Consider the following 17078-nt stretch of genomic DNA (forward strand, 5'->3'; position numbering starts at 1 on the left):
TGGTTAGCCTAGGCTCCGCATATACGCCATTTTTTAGCCATGAGCGCATTCACTTTCGCAGGCGGGGTGCGGCAAGCTGACCCCGCGCTCATCCGTCAGATTGCGTCAATTAGTGAAGGGTGACACATAGTTTTTTCACTAAGGCGCCACTAACCCCTCAATCTTTTTTTCAGCAGACTCCCCTCTCTCGCACCAGTCTTCATTATTAACTCATTGGTTTGCCATCGGAGCAAGCAGACGTTTATGCTGCGTGCGGCGAAATCGAGTTTCGAGCCCCTAACCTGCTGGTGCTGCGGCTTACAGGAATGTCTGTTTCCGTGTTTCCTACCAGAATGCCGCCTTGTCAGACTTTTATCTGCTGGAACTATCGTCACAGTATCGACAGCAAAAAATCTCTTCGAAGACCAGCAGATTGACGACAGATCAAGGGAAACCTGAGCGCATGTAGGCGATGATCTTCCAGATGTCTTCTTCACTCAGCGTTTGTTTAAAAGCTGGCATGTCTGTTCCGAAGCGTTCTCCACCCTCGGAGATAGCCCAAAGAAGATACTCATCTCCCGACATCGGCATCTGGATCAACCATCTCAGGAGGGCCGGAGAGGGAACGAGCGAGCGTCCGGCTTTACCATCTCCCAAACCCTTGGCGCCATGACACCTCGCGCAGTTTTCCGTGTAAAGTGCCTGACCCTCCGTAAGATTTCCGGGTGTCGCGCGAATGGTGCTTCGAGCCCCCCGATAGGCTGAAGGCACGCCCTCGTTCATGTATGTCCAGTGTCGCTGCATGCGCTGCTGCTGGCCAGGTCCCATGTTGCCATGCCCCCAACCAGGCATGCGTTCAGACCTCATGTGGCCCGGTCCCATTGGCCCATGACCCCACCAGTCTCCTGCTTGCTGTTGGGCACCGGCCACACCGGCAATAGCGATAGACAAAACGCCAAGGGCAAGAATGCGTAATCCACGCCGTGTCATCTTCTCCTCCTTACTGATTCCGCTCGATGAATGTCGCCTCAGGCCGCTTCGTAACTCGTGAACACCTCGGTGCTGCCGTCCTTAAGGATCAAGAATACGTCGTAGGCCTCACGACGATCTTCCGGCCCCATCCCAGGCGAACCGTAGGGCATCCCAGGAACAGCAAGTCCAATGGCGCTAGGTCGCTCCTCCAATAGACGACGAATGTCGGCAACCGGTACGTGCCCCTCGATCATGTAGCCATCGATCTCGCCTGTGTGGCAGGAGATCATTTTTTCGGGAATGCCGTTGTCCAATTTGTGGCGGACGAGCAGTGTTCCAAAGCTGCGCTCCTCGGTAACGCGAAAGCCTTCCTGCCGAAGGATATCGATCCAAGCACTGCAACAGCCGCAATTCGGATCCTTGAGAACATGGATGGAAGGTGTGTTTTGCGCAAACGTGGCAAATGGTGCTGTGCTGGCGAAGCCTGCGGCGTAAGTCAGTATTTGGCGGCGTTTCAGGTGCATAGTGAGAGTCCTCTGTACTTGCGACTCAGTTGAGCAAATTTCGCATCATTCGAGATAGGTTGTCTTGATCCTCGTCAAACATGCTGATGTTCTCCAACTTCCCGGCGCTCGGCGAGCGCTTGGCGCACGATCTGGAAAGCAGGGGAAAGAAACAACGTTGCCATGACCGCAGCAACAATCAGGTCAGGCCAACCGCTTGCCGTGCCCCAGACCCCCAAGGCCGCAAACATAACTGCCACGTTCTGGCGCCAAGCCCTGTCGCTACGGCAATCAAGCAAAACGAACTCGGGCTATGCTACCACCAAACCGGCGAGAAGCAGCAGACCGACCGTGATAAGCGACAGGCTGTCAATGTCTTGCAGGAGAGCTTCAATACCGGTCATCCGATGTGCTCCCAATTCACCCTGCGCAGCAGGAGAGCTGACCTACATCCATGTCAAAGGTCTGCGCTGCGAGTTTCAGCCCTTCTACGGTAGTGAGATAGGGAAATATCGTAGTTCCAAGTGACTTAGCGGTCATTCCGAATTTCAAGGCCATGGCCAGAGTCTGGACGCTGTCGGAGCCTTCCGGCGCCATGATAACACCTCCCAGAAGCTGGTCTGTCCTGGCATCGGCCACCAGTTTAATCAGGCCGCGCGTGTCCCGAGCCGCAAGCGCGCGCGGCACGTTGTCGAGCGTGAGAACGCTGGTTCTCACCTCATGGCCCGCCGCTTGCGCCTGCGCTTCGGTCAGGCCGGCGCCCGCCACCTGCGGGTCGGTGAATACAACCCAGGGCATCGCCGCATTATCGTAGGTCTCTTGACCGCCCAGAACTGCATTGCGGGCTGCCAGTTTCGCGCCATAGGCTGCCATGTAGACAAACTGATCGCGGTCCGTCACATCCCCGGCCGCATAGACGCCGGGGCGGCTGGATTGCATATCCACGCCGACAGCAATGGCCCCTCGCGCATCCGTTTCAACCCCCAGCTCCGCAAGGCCAAGTCCCTCGGTATTCGGGGTGCGCCCGGTTGTCAGGACGAGATAATCTGCCTCCAGATCCTGCACCGCACCGTCCTTTTGCACGTGCAGAACTGCTTCGCTGCCTTCACGGTGGCTACCCTCGTAGCTAACGCCTTCCAAAATCGTAATGCCTTCGTCGCGCAGGATTTCCGCCAGCGCTTCGGAGACCTCTGGCTCAGCCTGCGGCAGCAGGCGAGAGCGGCAGACAAGAGACACACTGACGCCCATCCGGGACATCATCTGCGCCAATTCAACGCCGATGAATCCGCCGCCCAGAAAAATCAAGCGTTCAGGCAAATGCTCCAATTCCAGCAGAGACGTGCTGTCCAGGGACGGCACAGTTTCAATTCCCGCGATGTCTGGCTGTGCTGGCCTCCCGCCGGTTGCGATGATCACCTTCGGCACCTGGATAAACCGGCCTCCTGCCTCGACACCGCCCGCAACCAGCCGCGCGGGGCCTTCTTCGATATAGGTGACACCCTCGTATCCTGGGAGCAAATCGGCATACTTCTTCTGCCTCAGCATAGCGACCAGATCATCCTTGGCCCCGGTTATCGCAGCCCAGTCTGTGACTTCTGCGCTGGCTTTCAGACCGCGAAAGCGATGCGCAGCCATCGCGCCATGCACCGCCTCGGCGGCACGGATCATCGTTTTCGAAGGCACACAACCCACATTCACACAGGTGCCGCCGATGGTGCCGTGCCCGATCAGCGCCACGCGTTTGCCGCCTTTGGCCGCAGTAATCGCGGCCGAGAAACCCGCCGATCCGGCCCCAATGACAGCAAGGTCATATTCTCCATTCGGCGTGCAGCAGTCGCTGTTCATTTTTTGATCCTTTTCAGGGCGCGCGCGGGCGCCGTTGTTTTGTGATTGGTTCATGCTCCGGCGAACTTTGCCGGGATCAGATTCAGCCCCAAAGGAGCACCATCCTAGTGGGGGCAGAAACAGCCGCAGCGCATCGAACGCCAGACCAATGCAAGAGCCGCAGCCGCCAGCCCAATGGCAATCATGCCGTACCCGGTCAGCCACCCGCCAACCGTTCCGACAAGCGCAGACAAAAGGACACGGCCGCCACAGCAGATTATCACCAGCGGTGCCGCCAGGATTGTCGCGGCGAGGCCTCCCATCAGACTGTCGCGCACAGGATCAGCCCTTCTCCATCGCCGGATAACCAGCATTTGCGGAGGCTGCCGAAATAGCTTCAGCGCTTGTTGCCGCGCTGTCAAAAACAACCGTGGCAGTCTTTGCTTCAAAATCCACGTCTACAGAGCGCACGCCACCCACCCCCGCCATGGCGTGCTTCACAGTCACCGGGCAGAGCGCGCAGGTCATATTTTCAACTGCGAAGGTTACAGTCTCCTCCGCTGCAACGCTTTGGGCGGCAGCGGGCAGCGCAAAGGAGGCGATGGACGCCATTCCGAGAAGGCCAAAGCCGAGAACCGCGGCGAGCATTTTTTTCATGAGATATTCCTTTCAATAGAAGAGCGGCGCCCACCAGGTGATGGTCAGAGCTGCCACAACAAGAACCAGCGAGATCCAGAGTGCGGTTTTGGTGATGCGTGCCGAAGAAGGCTTGGCGCAGTAGGAGCCAGGTTCGCAGGTGGCTGGCCTGCGGAAATAGACTTGCCGGAAGCCGGCGCCGATGAAGCCAAGCGCGATCAGAGCGAATACCGGCTTGTAGGGCTCAAGTGCGGTCAGGTTACCAATCCAGGCCCCCGAGATACCGAGCGTGAGCAAAACCAGCGGTCCGACGCAACAGGCGGACGCAAAAACCGCGCCAAGCAGACCGCCCGCGGCAAGCCAGCCTTTGCTGCTTCGGTTCACACCCGTGTCCGCTTCTCCGGTTTGCTTTTCAGCAATCCTCATATTTTTCTCCTCACGAATAGGGCTGGCACCTTGTGTAGGGCCTGTAGTAGCTACAGGGGCAAGGAGGTTATTTACGATGCCAGATCACAAAAACGCGACATCTCTCACTCGGGGGGAGCTGGCCAAGGCAACGGGCTGCAACCTTGAAACCATCCGATATTACGAGAAGACCGGCATCATGCCGGACCCGCCGCGCACGGCTGCGGGCCACCGCATCTACGGGCAGAGCCACATTCAGCGTCTGCGTTTCATCCTGCGGGCCCGCGAGCTCGGCTTTGCCATTGACGAAATTAAAGGGCTGCTTGGCCTCGTGGATGGCGGCACCCAGACTTGCGGCGAAGTGAAAGCCCTGACTGAACGCCATCTCAGCGATGTGCGCCGGAAAATTGAAGACCTTCGCAGGATCGAAAAAGTATTGGCCGCAACAGCAGGCCAATGTTCCGGCGAGGATGTCCCGGAGTGCCCGGTGCTGGAGGCGCTGGCATCTTGACCGGGACGTTTCTGATCTTTGCCCTGGCAGCCCTGGCGGAAATCGCCGGGTGCTTTGCCTTCTGGGCGTGGCTGCGCCTCGACCGTTCGCCGCTCTGGCTCGTGCCCGGCATCGCAAGCCTTGTGCTGTTCGCGTATCTTCTGACGCGCGCAGACAGCGCATTTGCCGGGCGGGCCTACGCCGCCTATGGCGGCGTCTATATCGCCAGTTCTATGTTCTGGATGTGGCTGGCCGAAGGCAATCGCCCCGACCGCTGGGATATAGCAGGAATGATGATATGCCTGATCGGTAGCGCTCTCATTTTGATGCCGTTGCGTAGTTAACGTCCGCCGGCAAGCAATCTTAGAAGAAGGCTGGAGCCCTTCTGTTTCCCTTGGCTCCAGCCTTCAGTTCGGAATCCCTTGCTACGCGCTGTGGAGGGGCGCCGGCCACTCAGCATTTCAGCCGCCTATAACCGTAGTCATAAACTGTAAGGATCCGCTCAGGAAAACCGCTTGTGCAGGGCGGAGTTGACCGCCTCCGACGCAAGCACAAGCACAACAATGGCCATGGTTACCGTCGCGGCCTTGTCATATTGGAACGAGCGCACGTAGGTCTGGACATAAAGCCCGATGCCGCCCGCACCGACAATGCCGAGGATTAGGCTTTCGCGCAGGTTCAGTTCGAAACGGAACACGGTGTCCCGCAGGATGACCGGCGCCATCTGAGGCCAAATCGCCCATCGCAGCTGCTGCGTGCGGCTGGCGCCAGCACTTTCCAGTGCTACCACCGGGGCGGCGGCCACATTGTCGATCGCTTCGGCATAGAATTTCGCCAGCATCCCCGTTGCATGGAAGGTGATGGCGAGGATCCCGGGCAAGGGCCCAAGCCCCACCGCACCAACCATGAGCATCGCCACCAGGATCAGCGGAATGGAGCGGATCATCGCCAGAAGGCCGCGCACCGGGCGCCAAACGGATGACGGCACTAGGGTCTCGGCTGCGAGAACTGCCAGCCCAGCGGACAGGATGACCGCAAAGAAAGTACCGAGGATGGCAATCCGCAGGGTTTCTGCCAGACCCCGCATGACTTCGCGCCAGATCGACAGGTCCGGCGGCATCATCCGCCCGAGGAATTCGCCCAGGCGAGGCCCTGCACCGGGAAGCTTGTCCAGCCCCATTTCTGCGCTTGTGGCGGACCAAAGGACGGCCGCCGCCAGCACGATCCAAGTCAGCACCTGGCTCATCAACTGACCACGCGCAGCCCGGCGCCGGGAACCGTGCCGTGGTAAAGTTCGGCGATGTCGTCGCTGGTCACCTGAGCGGAGGGTTTGTCGAACTGCACTGCGCCGGCTCGCAGCCCCACAATCCGGTCGGCAAAGCGGCGCGCCAGTTCTGGCTGGTGCGAACTGAAGACGACTCCGATGCCGCGTTTGTCAGCTGCGCCTGTGATCAGGCCGAGGATCCGTTCCGCATGGGCGGGGTCAAGGTTGCTCACCGGTTCGTCGGCAAGGATCAGCCTGGGATCCTGCGCCAGGCAACGGGCAATTGCCACCCGCTGCCGCTGACCGCCTGAAAGCTGGTCCGCCCTACGCCGGGCCAGATCGGAGAGACCGGTATCTTCGAGCGCGGCAGCTGTTTTGAGGTGGTCCTGCTCGCCAAACCGCCCCCAAAGGGAGGGCCAGATGCGCATCCGGGAAAGCCGCCCGTTCATCACATTCTGATAGACAGTCAGCCGGTCAACCAGTGCAAATTCCTGAAAGATGAACCCGGCACCGGTGCGCAGCTCACGCGGCGGAGCCTGCGTTGCCGAAAGCGGCACCCCCAGAACCTCGGCCTCGCCGCGCCAGCCGCGCAGGCGGCCGTCGAGCAGTGCGAGCAGGGTGGATTTCCCGGCGCCCGACGGGCCAAGCAGGGCCACCCGTTCACCCGGTGCGGCGCTGAGCGACACTTCGCACAGCGCCGCGGCGCCGCCGAAGTGGTGCGACACTGCATTCAGGGTGAAAGCTGCTGTCATTTCAGGTACCCGTAGCGCCGTGCCGTCTCGCGCACGCCTTCGTAAACGTCCCGGTCCACCGCGATGTAGCCGTCCGGCCCATAGAGATACGCCAGCAGGTGGCGGTTGCCTGGCTCATTGAGCTGCAACATGGTTTCGATGAACTTGGCCTGCACGCCCTTGTCCAGGCCGGGCCGTGCAACAACCGCATGGCTTGGGATCTGTTCGCTTTCGGCCAGGACTTTGACTTCTGCCTGCTGATCCGGCGTCAGCAGAAGATCGGCATACTGGCTGGCGCCGGCGGCATCCACAAGCCCATTCGCCATGGCCTGCATCGCCTGCTGATAGCCCCCGGCAAAGAACTTCCGGCCAAAGAAATTGTCCGCATCGGCGGCATCGGCGATGAGCCCCTCGCGCACGAACAGATCAAGCGGGTATAGATAGCCGGACTCCGATACCGGATCGGCAAAGGCAATGTCACGCCCTTTGAGGTCGGCCAGCGTCTCGATGCCGCTGTCCTTGCGGACAAACACGCGACCCGCATAGCTCGGCTGCCCGCGGTAGACCTCGGACAGCAGTGGCACGGCACCAATCTGATCCTCGGCCAGAACATAAGGCAGAGCGCCCATGAAAGATATGTCTGCATCGCCGTTGCGCAGCGCCTCGACGGCGGCGGCATGGTCGAAGGTCACAAACCCTGTCACCGGCATTCCCATGCGTTCGGACAGCCAGCCGGTGACCGCCTTTATGTCGCCCAGCAGCTTTTCGGGGTTTTCTTGCGGAATGAAGGCCAGTTTCAGCTCCTCACCCGCTGCCAAGGCTGGCGCGGCGAGGATTGCGGCCGATACGGCCAGAAAATTGCGGCGCGACAGCATCAGAACATCCTCTCGTCAATATCGGCTTGCATCGCTTTGAACAGGTCCCACTGGCGGCCTGCCTCCTCCCAATCGCCTTTGGCGCTTGCATCGCCGACAGCCCGCAGGATGGCCGCGAACTCATAGATCTCCGGCTTGGAGTTTTGATTAACCATGACACTCGCATCTGCCGCCAGATCAGGGGCGACCGTATCCACCAGAAGGGCGATGTTTTCGGCATCGCGCATCGGCAGCAGCGTATCCAGGGTGCTTGCGAAAGTGGTCAGTTCTTCCCAGGACAAGCGGAACACGCTGTCGCGGCCTTCAAACGCCTGATAGGGTTCCTCACCATCTCCGACAGCCTCGAGATAGGCGGTCAGATCGGCACGCTGTGCCTCATCCAGCCCCAGAACTTTGCTTTCGTCGAACCAGTCCACAACGCTGGCCAGCGTTGGCAGCGACCCGTCGTGCATATAGGGCGCGGTGAAGTTGATATTGCGCAAGGTGGGCGTTTCAAAGTGGATTGGCGTACCGCCCGGGAAGGGGGGCTCGGCAGTGCCGATGTCGTATGTGAGACCATCGCGGAAGTTACGCTCGGGCGTGTGGCACGAGGCGCAGGAGCGGTCTCCCAGTCCGGCGAAATCGGTGTTGAACAGCTTCTCCCCGCGCTTGGCAGCTTCCGAGGCCAAATTCGTCAGCCTGCCCGCCCTGTCGATTTTCGGATTCGGAAGAAAGTCGAACTGCTTGACATAGGCCTCCAGCGCGTCCAGCTGGAAGGGTGTCGGCTCATCGCCTGCGAACTCGGTCACGATCACATTGCGGATGAACCGCCGCAGGCTGGGCTCGCGCCCATCGCGCCCGTAAGGCGCAGTAAAGCGGATGCCCCGCATTGAAGGCGTGTCCAGATGGTCGTCTACCCGGTCATTGAACATCGGGTTGAAGAAGGAGCCGTCCACATCCATGCCGCCCGCGTATTTTGACAGTCCGGGGATGAAGAAGTCCCGGTTCACATCCGAACGGTTGTGGCAGGTGGAACAGGCAATACCCAGTTCGCGAGCCGGGCCGCCAAAAATTTCCGGGCTGTCGAACAGCATGTCGCCATAGGCAACCAGCGGCAGGTTCGCCTCATCCTCGCCAGCTTCTTCAAATTGCAGCACCAGCCGGGGCAATTCCTGCTGATCGGCGATATTCGACCCCGGCGGCAAGGTTGCAGGCAGCGACACCGGCGTTCCCGAGCGCACTGCGCTTTCGGGGACCGGGGTCAGCGTTTCGCGTTCCGCATAGGCGGCAGGCAAATAATTTTCTGTCAGATAGGTTTCGAGCGTTGCACGTGCTGCGGCAAAGCTCTCTGCATCGGTCTCTTGCGCTCCATGGCCAAGCACGCCAGCAGTGCCAAGCGAGGAGTTCAGGGCGAGCCATGCCCGCCCCAGATCGCGCGCGGCATTCGCATCCGCCGCCTTGATGCCGTCCTCGAACGCCCGGAACAGCGCTTCGGCATTGGCAACCTCATGTGCTGCGTAGGGCTGTCCAAGCGCAGTCTCTGCCGCTGCCAAGTGACGCAGGATACCCTGGGCCACGGCTGCCGTGGCCGCCTCGAACAGCGCCTGGCGGTCATGCGATGCAAGAGCCGCGCTGATTGCGCGGGCCTCATCCGGGCTCACCCGCGACATGGCATCTTCAGACAATGCGCTGCCCGGTGCCGGTGCGGTCCAGCTGTTTTCGATTTTTTCCCAGGGAACCGGGGTCAGGTTCCCCATGAACAGTGTCAGGCGGTAAGCGGCAGAGCGCGGCGCCCATGGGGCTTGCTCAATCGCTGTGGCCCCGGCGGCCACCGGCAAAAGGCCGACTAATGCCGCTGAAATGAGGTTTTTCATGGTCGAACCTACAAAAGTTAGCTTTGGCTAAATTGTGTAGTTTCTTCTATGCCGTTGTCAACCCGCCTTGTTGCAGGCATACAGGGAGGCCAAAATGACATGCGATCTTATGAGCGACATGACCGAAACAGATGAAAACGCCCTCAATCGAAGCCCAGATGAACAGGCAAGCGGTTTTGAGGCCGTACGCACGGCTCATCAAAGCGAGATGGTCGAAGATTATGTCGAGCTGATTGCCGAGTTGATTCACATGAACGGCGCAGCGCGGCCTGTTGAAATCGCCGAGCGTCTAGGCGTGACCCAGCCCACGGTCTCCAAGAACCTGAACCGCCTGAAACGGGAAGGGCTGATTCTGCAGGAGCCCTACCGTTCGATCCGCCTGACGGAAGAAGGCCGCCAGCTGGCCGAAGCCTGCCGCAAACGGCACAGAATCGTTGTGGATTTCCTTGTGGCTCTTGGCGTGTCGCAAGAGGTGGCCGAATATGATGCCGAAGGGATCGAGCACCACGTCAGCGAAGAAACCTTATCTGTATTCCACGCGTTTACCAGTGAACGGACAAAAAGCTGAGCTATTTTTGGCGCTATTGACTGGGGCGGCTAGAAAGCCCACAAAATTCCCGATGAGATCGTGCTGCCCATGACGAGTGCGGCTAATTTAGGCGGGCTTTCAGCACAGCAATACAGCTGCCCGCGCGATTGCCTTCCGGTTTTACCCCTATCAATCTGCAGGCTGGAAGCATCCGTGAGTGATTTATTGCCGGGAGACGAGGAGATCTATTGTCTACCGGCAAGAGGCATCCAATCTTCCTCGGCATGAGACGCTTTCCAAGGCTTCCGCTGGAACCGGTGTGCCTTGCATCGACTGTCATGAACCATGTCCAAACAACTCCGCGCCGGTGTGCATGTTGGCGGATGCCTCAAACTCCAGAACGGAATAGCGGATGCCATAGTGTTTTGCGAGAGACGATTTGATATCCGACTTGATCTGCTCAGCATTGGCAAGGCATCCCTCTTCGACTACCACATGGCAATCGAGCGCGACCTCGTGTTCCTGCATTTGCCAAAGATGCACGTGATGAACATCGGCAACACCGTCCACGCTCCGGATCACTTCCACGACCCCCTTGCCGTCTATGTCCGGCGGGCTGCCCAGCATCAGCGTCCGGATTGGGCGGCCGATCTCGGTCACAGCGAGGTAGAGAATGTAAAGCGCGATACCAATTGTGATCGCAGGATCAACCCACTTCATGTCATAGAGAATGATGAGCGAGCCACCGATAATCACGGCGACTGAAGCCAGCGCATCAGAAAGGTTGTGCAGGAAGAGTGCTCGAATGTTAACACTGCCTTTCTGCATCGAGTAAGTGAGAAATGCGGTTAACGTGTCCACCACCAGCGCAATGCCGCCGAGGATTACGACAGTCCAGCCCGCAACCTCGGGGGGGTCGATCATCCGCATGCCCCCCTCGTAGATGAGATAGACACCAACCAGTATGAGCGTTGTGTAGTTGACCAGCGCAGCGACAATCTCGATCCGGCCGTAGCCGAAAGTCATACGCTCGTCGGCGGGCCGCCGGGCGATCTTGCGCGCGGCAAACGCGATGAGGAGAGATGCCATATCTGAAAAGTTGTGCAGCGCGTCCGCGATCAAAGCGAGGCTGCCCGCGAAAATTCCGCCGACGACTTGAGCGATGGTCAGAAGGGCATTCGCCCAGATCGCGATGGAAATCCGACGGTCTCCAGAAGCAGGATCGATATGAGCATGGCCATGATCATGCGGCATCTTGGTTTTTCTCGTGGCGGTGGTTCACTAGGCCCAGTCCCGGGATGTGCGGCACGTGCCCGGACCGTATTGCGCGGACACGAGCATTCATCCAGTGGCGGATAACTTTGCGATAGAGCCAGTCACGCAAAATTCCGAACGCCTGCCGGTGGTCCCGGTAGAATTCGTCCGGTGTGCCGAAAGTTCCAAAATCCCGGGCAATACCAGTTTTCTGAATGTAAGTGTCTCCACCTGTCCAATCGACTGGTGGCGCGCTCAAACAATTGGTTCCGGCACCATAGCCGCATAGGCTTTCGGTACCGGAAAAGGCGGCCTGGAGCGTCCCTAAGAATGCCTCGTCAAGGATGAAACCCTCGAGATTGACCCAGCCTTCCTCTGTCTCGGCCTCCACCCATGAATGCAAGATCTCGTCTGGAGCAATTGGATAAACGATCTCTGGTACCACGCCCCGCTGCAGCGCCTTGTGGATCGTGAAGCCATGCAGCCGGCACCGCACACCCACTCCGCGTAAAAGCGCCATGAGCAGTGTGCCCTTGGTGTTGCACTGGCCGTAGCCGTCGGTGAGAACCCTGGAGGCTGGGATGTCATCCGCGTGGTTGTAACCAAAGGCAATCTCGTTGCGGACGAAGCCGTACACCGCGCCGATTTGCTCATGCTGGGCCAGTTCCTTCCACCCGCGGTTCGTTATTAGCCTGGCAATTGACGGATGGTCAAAGTCCAATAGCCTCGTAGGCTTAAGAAGCGGATCTGCCGGATACACTGCATTTCTCCTCGAATCTTGCAAGAAGGGGTGTAACCGCTACAGTAACTGTAGCTTCAAGCCCTAATCCTGCAATCGCTATCCAGGATTGTCAGGATCACTTGCCTTTAAGCTGTTATGTGGTCCACTCCTTTTGCAGGCTGTGAGCCTCCAGACTTCGTGCTCGCAGCGGCTGCCTTCGAAAGAAGGCATGTCAGTGCTTAAATGCACAACGCCCCGGATAGTTGAGAGCTGCACTCATGCGCCGATTTCGTCGTGCTCCGTCAGACATTCGGCATGATCACGGAGCACCTCAAGGACCCGGCAATCAGATGTCTTGCCGCCACTGCATTCATGCACCATTCGTTCAATCTCAGTGCGCAGCGCCTCAAGTCTGGCGATCCGCTGATACACCTGCTTCAACTGCCGCCGTGCTATAGCATCGGCTTCGTCGCAGGACCGTTCCGGATGGTCGCTCAGATCGAGTAGTTCCCGGATTGCATCCAGAGAAAAGCCGAGCTGGCGCGCGTGACGGATGAAGGATAGGCGATCAAGCTCGGCTTCACCATAGCGCCGCTGACCGCCTTCGGTCCTGCCTGGTTCGGGCATCAGGCCAATCTGTTCATAGTAGCGGATGGTCTGGACTTTGGTGCCAGTCTTCTTTCCCAAACTGCCAATCGTGAGCATACGCACCCCCAGGACGCTACAGTTCTGGTAGGTTTAATTGGGTCTGGCACTGGCCACAACTCAATTCACAGACACGCGACAAAGTCCCTCTCCTGAAAAAAACGGTTGAACCTCTAGTAGCTGCAGGGTGTAGACGCGCAAAAAATACGTGGAATCAGAAACGGGCTGCTTGCTTTGAAGCTTAAACTCCTTCGGAAAATTCTTTGGGCGCTGGCGGCTGTTGCGCTAATTTGGCTTTTGCTTTGGGCGGATTATCGTGCGGATCAGGCACGTGAGACGCAGTCGGCTTTCCGTGCGGCCTTCGAACTCACGGACCATCAAGGAATAACACGGACGCAGGAAGACTTCGCCGGGCGGTGGATGCTAGTCTTTTTTGGCTTCGCGAACTGCCCCGATGTCTGCCCGACGACTCTCGCTGAGGTCGCCGCTGTGATGGAAGGTCTAGGTCCGGACGCCGGGCGGATTCAGCCGCTCTTCATCTCGATCGATCCCGAGCGCGATACACCAATGACGCTTGCAGATTTCGTACCGCGCTTCGAGGCCGGCATCATCGGTCTCACGGGGACCCCGGACCAGATCGACCGGACAGCGAAGAGCTTTCACATCTTTTACGAAAAAATCGAGGAGGCTGCGGCCCCCGGCGGTTACACTATGGGGCATTCCTCGCAGCTGTTCCTTTTCGATCCTGAAGGTGGCTATGTCACGGCGTGGCCCTATGGCACGCCAGCAGAAGAGATCGTATCCAGTCTGAGAGAGCAGATTTCCTTATGACATTCAGGCTATCATCCGACACGTCGCTCGCAGCCGCATGGATCGTTGCACTAGTTTCCTCACTGTCTGTTTTGTTCATTGGCGAGGTTCTGGGGCAGACGCCTTGTGTCCTCTGCTGGTTTCAACGGGCATTCATGTTCCCGCTGGCGGTTGTGCTGGGTTGCGGGCTCTGGTGGCGGGACAGGAGGGCCGGCCGCTACGGTGTCGCGCTTTCTCTCGCCGGCGGAGCCATCGCATTGTGGCATCTCGGCCTTTTCTGGGGGCTCATTCCCGAACGCATCCAGCCCTGTACTGCGGCAGGTCCGTCCTGCACTGACCAAGGCCAGCTTGTCCTCAGCGTGCCAATCCCGCTGCTCTCGTTCCTGGCCTTTGCCCTCACCGCTGCCCTGTCAGCCGCTTCTTTGAAGGAAAATACCGAATGAACCGCCGCTCATTGATCCTTTCCGTTTCTGCTCTCGCAGTTGCGGCCTTTTCTGGCGCCTCTTGGTATGCAACGCGATCAGAGCCCATTGGGGAGGCCTCTTCAGTCACCCCGGAGATTGCCGACGCTTTGATCCGGCCCTATTCGCCGGTTCTCGGCCCCGAGGGTGCGACCGTGACGATCGTGGAGTTCTTCGATCCTGCGTGCGAAGCCTGCCGCGCATTTTACCCGGTCGTGAAGGATATTATGGCCGAGCATGGCGATACAGTGCGTGTGGTGATCCGCTACACACCGTTTCACGGGGAAGCTTCGGAAGAAGCGATCCAGGTCCTCGAAGCTGCGCGCATGCAGGGGGTCTTTGAGGAAGTTCTGGAAGCGATACTGCGGGATCAGCCCCGCTGGGCGTCCCACGGTGCGCCCGAGCCCGGCCTCATCCTCAATATCGCTGCGGTCGCAGGTCTCGACGCAGAAGCCGCGCGGACGCAAATGCGCCTGCCGGATATTGTAGGCATCCTCAATCAGGACCGTGCCGATGTCGAAGCCGTGGGTGTGCGCCAGACGCCGACCTTCTTTGTGAACGGCAAGCCGCTCGCTACTTTCGGCGAGGCAGAATTGCGCGCGCTGGTCGCAGCCGAAGTCGCGGCAACCAATAGCTGAGTGACAATCTGAAAGGAAACTGGCGAAATGAAACCGGTACTTCATGCTGCCCTTGCAGCACTTGTGCTGCCACTCGGCGCCGCCTCCGCCGCGCTGGCCGGTTCCGGCCAAGTGAGCATCGAGAATGCCTGGTCGCGGGCATCTATCGGCACCAGCCGTCCCGGAGCTGCCTACATGGAGATAGTGAACGAAGGCGATGAGCCGGTCACACTGACAGGTATCAAGACTGATATTGCCATGATGCCTGAAATTCATCGGAGTTCGACGAACGAACAAGGCGTCAGTTCAATGGCTCCCGCGGGTGACGTGTCTATTGCGGCAGGAGAGACCGTCGCGCTGGAGCCCGGCGGTCTGCATGCCATGCTGATGAAACTTCAGCGCCCGATGAAGGAAGGGGAGACTTTTCCGCTTTCGCTTGTTTTTTCGGACGGTGGCTGGGTAACGGTCAACGTGCCGGTTCTTGGCATCGCAGCGCGCGGCCCGGGAAACTGATGCGGCGGCGTTCAGCTCTCGGATATGGCGCGGCGGCATTTGGTGCGATTGGCCTGACACTCTTGCTGGGCTGGTGGCGTGTAGACGGCCCCGGCGCACCAGAGCCCATGGACCAGCGGCCCTTGCCGCTTACGGCGATGGACTTCCGCCTGACTGACCACAAAGGGCAGCCAGTCGGCCCTGATACGCTTGTCGGGCGCCCGTCGATGATATTCTTCGGCTTCACCTACTGTCCTGACGTCTGCCCCACGACGCTCTCGGACATCTCAAGCTGGCTGGACATGATGGGCGAGGACGCCGAGCGGCTGAACACCATCTTTATCACGGTAGATCCCGAGCGCGACACTGTCGACGCTATGGCAGAGTATGTCGGCTACTTCCATTCGGCGATCCGCGGCTGGACCGGTCCAGAAGCGCAGATCAAGCGTGCAATCGAGGGCCTTCGCGCGACCTATGAGAAGGTTACTGGCGAAGATGGGAGATACACGATGAACCATACGGCGAAGGTCTTTCTGTTCGATGCCGAGGGACGCTTCGTCAGCACTATCGACTACCACGAACCGAGAGAATTCGCAGTTCCGAAAATCCGACGCGCGATGAAAGTTAGACTGGAGGGAGCAACATGAGGTTGAGGTGCCTGATGGCCGGGCTGGCGGTAACGAGCGGGATTTCGGCGGCGGTCGCAATGGTCGCCACATCCTACTCAACTACGCCTGTTCAGCCGACCCTAGCCGAGGCTGGCGTTTGGGAACCTGCGCCTCTCACACCGCCTCGGTTTGTGGAAGGCCCCTCTTACAGGCTTGCCCGCACGCGGCCTGGAAGTGCGCCGGACTTTCGTCCGCCGTTCCTTCCGGCCGTGGTAAGGAACGATGCTCCGCTGACTGCCATAGAACCGCCACTCATCACATGGTCACGCGAAATAGCTCCGGGCGAGACGCTTGATGCGGTTCTGGCCGAGGCCGGGCTTGCCGCCACAGACCGCGCAGAGATCGCCCTTGCGATTGACGCAGAATACGATCTCCGCCGACTGCGCCCCGGTCACGCAATCACTGTCATATCCACGACAGATGGAAGCCCTCGCAATGTGACCCTTGTTGTCGAAGAGGGCATACGGATCGAGGCATTATTTGGAGAGCAGCTCGCCACCCGGGTTGTGGCCCCTGAACCCGAAATCGTGACCCTTGCTGGCGAGACCAGGATCGAAACCTCGATCTTCGGGGCACTGGACGATGCCGGGATACCAGCCCGGTTCGCCGTCGATCTGGCGCAAATGCTGGGCGGCACAGTGGATTTCCGGCGCGAACTGAGCGGCGGCGAGACGCTGCGCCTTCTCTGGCGCGAGGCGCGGGTTGCGAACAAGGCTGTCCGCCAGCCCGAAATTTCGTTCGCTGCATTGGACCTTGGAGACGCTCTCTATGAAATCGCCTGGCCAGAGGATGGAACCGGCAAGGCTACAATCTATCTCGACGGCGAAGTGCTGCGTGTCTTTTCCCAGCCAGTAGAGGGCGCGCGGCTAACTTCCGTCTTCGGCCGCCGCAAGCACCCGGTCTTTGGCAATGTCCGCATGCACACTGGTGTGGACTTTGCTGCAGCGCGTGGAACGCCTGTCCGCGCCACTGCGCCCGGAAGTATTGCGTTTATTGGATGGCGCGGTGGCTATGGCCGTGTTGTCGAGATTGCCCATGGTGCGGACACACTGACCCGATATGCTCATCTCAGCGCCGTGCCCGAAGGCCTTGCTGAGGGTCAACGCGTGTCGGCCGGGGATACCATTGGCCGGATCGGCGCGACGGGCACTGCGACCGGCCCCAATCTGCATTACGAGGTGCGCGTAGACGGCCGGCCCACTGACCCGCTCTCCGATGACCGGCTCGCCGAGGCCACCAGGCGTGCAACACCGGACACAGCGGCGCTTACACGCCTGAGGGCGGCACGCGCCAGGCTGGAGGAGCAGCTTGCCAGCGTGATCGCCGAGAACCCCAATGAAAGGCTTTGA

At 59.5% G+C, this 17078-nt stretch carries 21 protein-coding genes and 1 pseudogene; 9 read left to right on the forward strand and 13 right to left on the reverse strand.

The annotated features are described in order from the left end of the window. Positions 1-423: 423 nt before the first annotated feature. The 6 genes and pseudogenes from AC5STI_RS10455 to AC5STI_RS10480 form a co-directional block, all read right to left on the reverse strand. A complete protein-coding gene (locus AC5STI_RS10455; protein ID WP_082023082.1) occupies positions 424-969 on the reverse strand; it encodes a c-type cytochrome in 546 nt (181 codons plus the stop codon). A gap of 38 nt (positions 970-1007) precedes the next feature. After that, on the reverse strand, positions 1008-1475 hold the full coding sequence (locus AC5STI_RS10460; protein WP_027236546.1) for a DUF411 domain-containing protein: 468 nt from the start codon (positions 1473-1475) through the stop codon (positions 1008-1010). 74 nt (positions 1476-1549) lie between these two features. Beyond that, positions 1550-1717, reverse strand: a pseudogene (locus tag AC5STI_RS10465) (cation transporter); the annotation flags it as partial. A gap of 157 nt (positions 1718-1874) precedes the next feature. After that, the gene (merA, locus tag AC5STI_RS10470) at positions 1875-3299 is read right to left on the reverse strand and encodes a mercury(II) reductase (RefSeq protein ID WP_027236545.1); all 1425 of its coding nucleotides are present in this window, start codon (positions 3297-3299) and stop codon (positions 1875-1877) included. A 321-nt stretch (positions 3300-3620) separates the two neighbouring features. Next, the gene (locus tag AC5STI_RS10475) at positions 3621-3935 is read right to left on the reverse strand and encodes a cation transporter (protein WP_027236544.1); all 315 of its coding nucleotides are present in this window, start codon (positions 3933-3935) and stop codon (positions 3621-3623) included. A gap of 12 nt (positions 3936-3947) precedes the next feature. Then, positions 3948-4340, reverse strand: a complete 393-nt coding sequence (locus tag AC5STI_RS10480) for a mercuric transporter MerT family protein (RefSeq protein WP_039173611.1) — start codon at positions 4338-4340, stop codon at positions 3948-3950. A gap of 76 nt (positions 4341-4416) precedes the next feature. On the opposite strand from AC5STI_RS10480, the gene AC5STI_RS10485 reads away from it, so the two are divergent. Together AC5STI_RS10485 and AC5STI_RS10490 are read left to right on the forward strand one after the other, a co-directional pair. Continuing rightward, positions 4417-4830 (forward strand): MerR family transcriptional regulator, encoded by a 414-nt coding sequence (locus AC5STI_RS10485; RefSeq protein ID WP_039173608.1) that lies wholly within the window; start codon positions 4417-4419, stop codon positions 4828-4830. Continuing rightward, a complete protein-coding gene (locus AC5STI_RS10490) occupies positions 4776-5153 on the forward strand; it encodes a YnfA family protein (RefSeq protein ID WP_051357805.1) in 378 nt (125 codons plus the stop codon). Before AC5STI_RS10485 ends, AC5STI_RS10490 begins: the two co-directional genes overlap by 55 nt. Positions 5154-5311: 158 nt before the next feature. Here AC5STI_RS10490 and phnE read toward each other — a convergent pair whose 3' ends face one another. The 4 genes from phnE to AC5STI_RS10510 are packed head-to-tail and all read right to left on the reverse strand — an operon-like array spanning position 5312 to position 9415. Continuing rightward, on the reverse strand, positions 5312-6055 hold the full coding sequence (gene phnE, locus AC5STI_RS10495; protein ID WP_036797393.1) for a phosphonate ABC transporter, permease protein PhnE: 744 nt from the start codon (positions 6053-6055) through the stop codon (positions 5312-5314). Continuing rightward, positions 6055-6825: a phosphonate ABC transporter ATP-binding protein gene (locus AC5STI_RS10500; RefSeq protein WP_027236539.1), complete on the reverse strand. Its 771-nt coding sequence runs from the start codon at positions 6823-6825 to the stop codon at positions 6055-6057. The genes phnE and AC5STI_RS10500 overlap by 1 nt, the downstream gene beginning before the upstream one ends. Beyond that, the gene (locus tag AC5STI_RS10505; RefSeq protein ID WP_027255756.1) at positions 6822-7679 is read right to left on the reverse strand and encodes a phosphate/phosphite/phosphonate ABC transporter substrate-binding protein; all 858 of its coding nucleotides are present in this window, start codon (positions 7677-7679) and stop codon (positions 6822-6824) included. Before AC5STI_RS10505 ends, AC5STI_RS10500 begins: the two co-directional genes overlap by 4 nt. Next, positions 7679-9415, reverse strand: coding sequence for a cytochrome c peroxidase (locus tag AC5STI_RS10510; RefSeq protein ID WP_490399977.1), 1737 nt, complete (start codon positions 9413-9415; stop codon positions 7679-7681). Before AC5STI_RS10510 ends, AC5STI_RS10505 begins: the two co-directional genes overlap by 1 nt. Positions 9416-9641: 226 nt before the next feature. Between AC5STI_RS10510 and mntR the strand changes: the two genes are divergently transcribed. Then, a complete protein-coding gene (mntR, locus tag AC5STI_RS10515; protein WP_152612216.1) occupies positions 9642-10100 on the forward strand; it encodes a manganese-binding transcriptional regulator MntR in 459 nt (152 codons plus the stop codon). Between the two features lie 297 nt (positions 10101-10397). On the opposite strand, the gene AC5STI_RS10520 is transcribed toward mntR, so the two are convergent. From AC5STI_RS10520 to AC5STI_RS10530, 3 genes are all read right to left on the reverse strand, one after another. Continuing rightward, positions 10398-11315 (reverse strand): cation diffusion facilitator family transporter, encoded by a 918-nt coding sequence (locus tag AC5STI_RS10520; RefSeq protein ID WP_027236536.1) that lies wholly within the window; start codon positions 11313-11315, stop codon positions 10398-10400. Further along, positions 11305-12075, reverse strand: a complete 771-nt coding sequence (locus AC5STI_RS10525) for a transglutaminase-like domain-containing protein (RefSeq protein ID WP_039173604.1) — start codon at positions 12073-12075, stop codon at positions 11305-11307. Before AC5STI_RS10525 ends, AC5STI_RS10520 begins: the two co-directional genes overlap by 11 nt. 237 nt (positions 12076-12312) lie before the next feature. Continuing rightward, positions 12313-12741 carry a MerR family transcriptional regulator gene (locus AC5STI_RS10530; protein WP_039173602.1) on the reverse strand — a complete coding sequence of 143 codons (429 nt, stop codon included), beginning with the start codon at positions 12739-12741 and terminating at the stop codon, positions 12313-12315. A gap of 174 nt (positions 12742-12915) precedes the next feature. On the opposite strand from AC5STI_RS10530, the gene AC5STI_RS10535 reads away from it, so the two are divergent. Genes AC5STI_RS10535 through AC5STI_RS10560 form a run of 6 tightly spaced genes read left to right on the forward strand, consistent with a single transcriptional unit; the run spans position 12916 to position 17078 of the window. Beyond that, complete coding sequence (locus AC5STI_RS10535) at positions 12916-13512, forward strand: SCO family protein (protein ID WP_051357804.1); 597 nt, start codon at positions 12916-12918, stop codon at positions 13510-13512. Next, the gene (locus tag AC5STI_RS10540; protein ID WP_027236532.1) at positions 13509-13934 is read left to right on the forward strand and encodes a disulfide bond formation protein B; all 426 of its coding nucleotides are present in this window, start codon (positions 13509-13511) and stop codon (positions 13932-13934) included. Before AC5STI_RS10535 ends, AC5STI_RS10540 begins: the two co-directional genes overlap by 4 nt. Next, entirely contained in the window at positions 13931-14590 is a 660-nt protein-coding gene (locus AC5STI_RS10545) for a DsbA family protein (protein WP_027236531.1), read from the forward strand. The genes AC5STI_RS10540 and AC5STI_RS10545 overlap by 4 nt, the downstream gene beginning before the upstream one ends. 27 nt (positions 14591-14617) lie before the next feature. Continuing rightward, positions 14618-15082 carry a copper chaperone PCu(A)C gene (locus AC5STI_RS10550; RefSeq protein WP_027236530.1) on the forward strand — a complete coding sequence of 155 codons (465 nt, stop codon included), beginning with the start codon at positions 14618-14620 and terminating at the stop codon, positions 15080-15082. Next, positions 15082-15708: an SCO family protein gene (locus tag AC5STI_RS10555; RefSeq protein ID WP_027236529.1), complete on the forward strand. Its 627-nt coding sequence runs from the start codon at positions 15082-15084 to the stop codon at positions 15706-15708. Before AC5STI_RS10550 ends, AC5STI_RS10555 begins: the two co-directional genes overlap by 1 nt. After that, positions 15705-17078 (forward strand): M23 family metallopeptidase, encoded by a 1374-nt coding sequence (locus AC5STI_RS10560; RefSeq protein ID WP_027236528.1) that lies wholly within the window; start codon positions 15705-15707, stop codon positions 17076-17078. Before AC5STI_RS10555 ends, AC5STI_RS10560 begins: the two co-directional genes overlap by 4 nt.

Source organism: Leisingera sp. CC-HEC096, assembly GCF_059429235.1.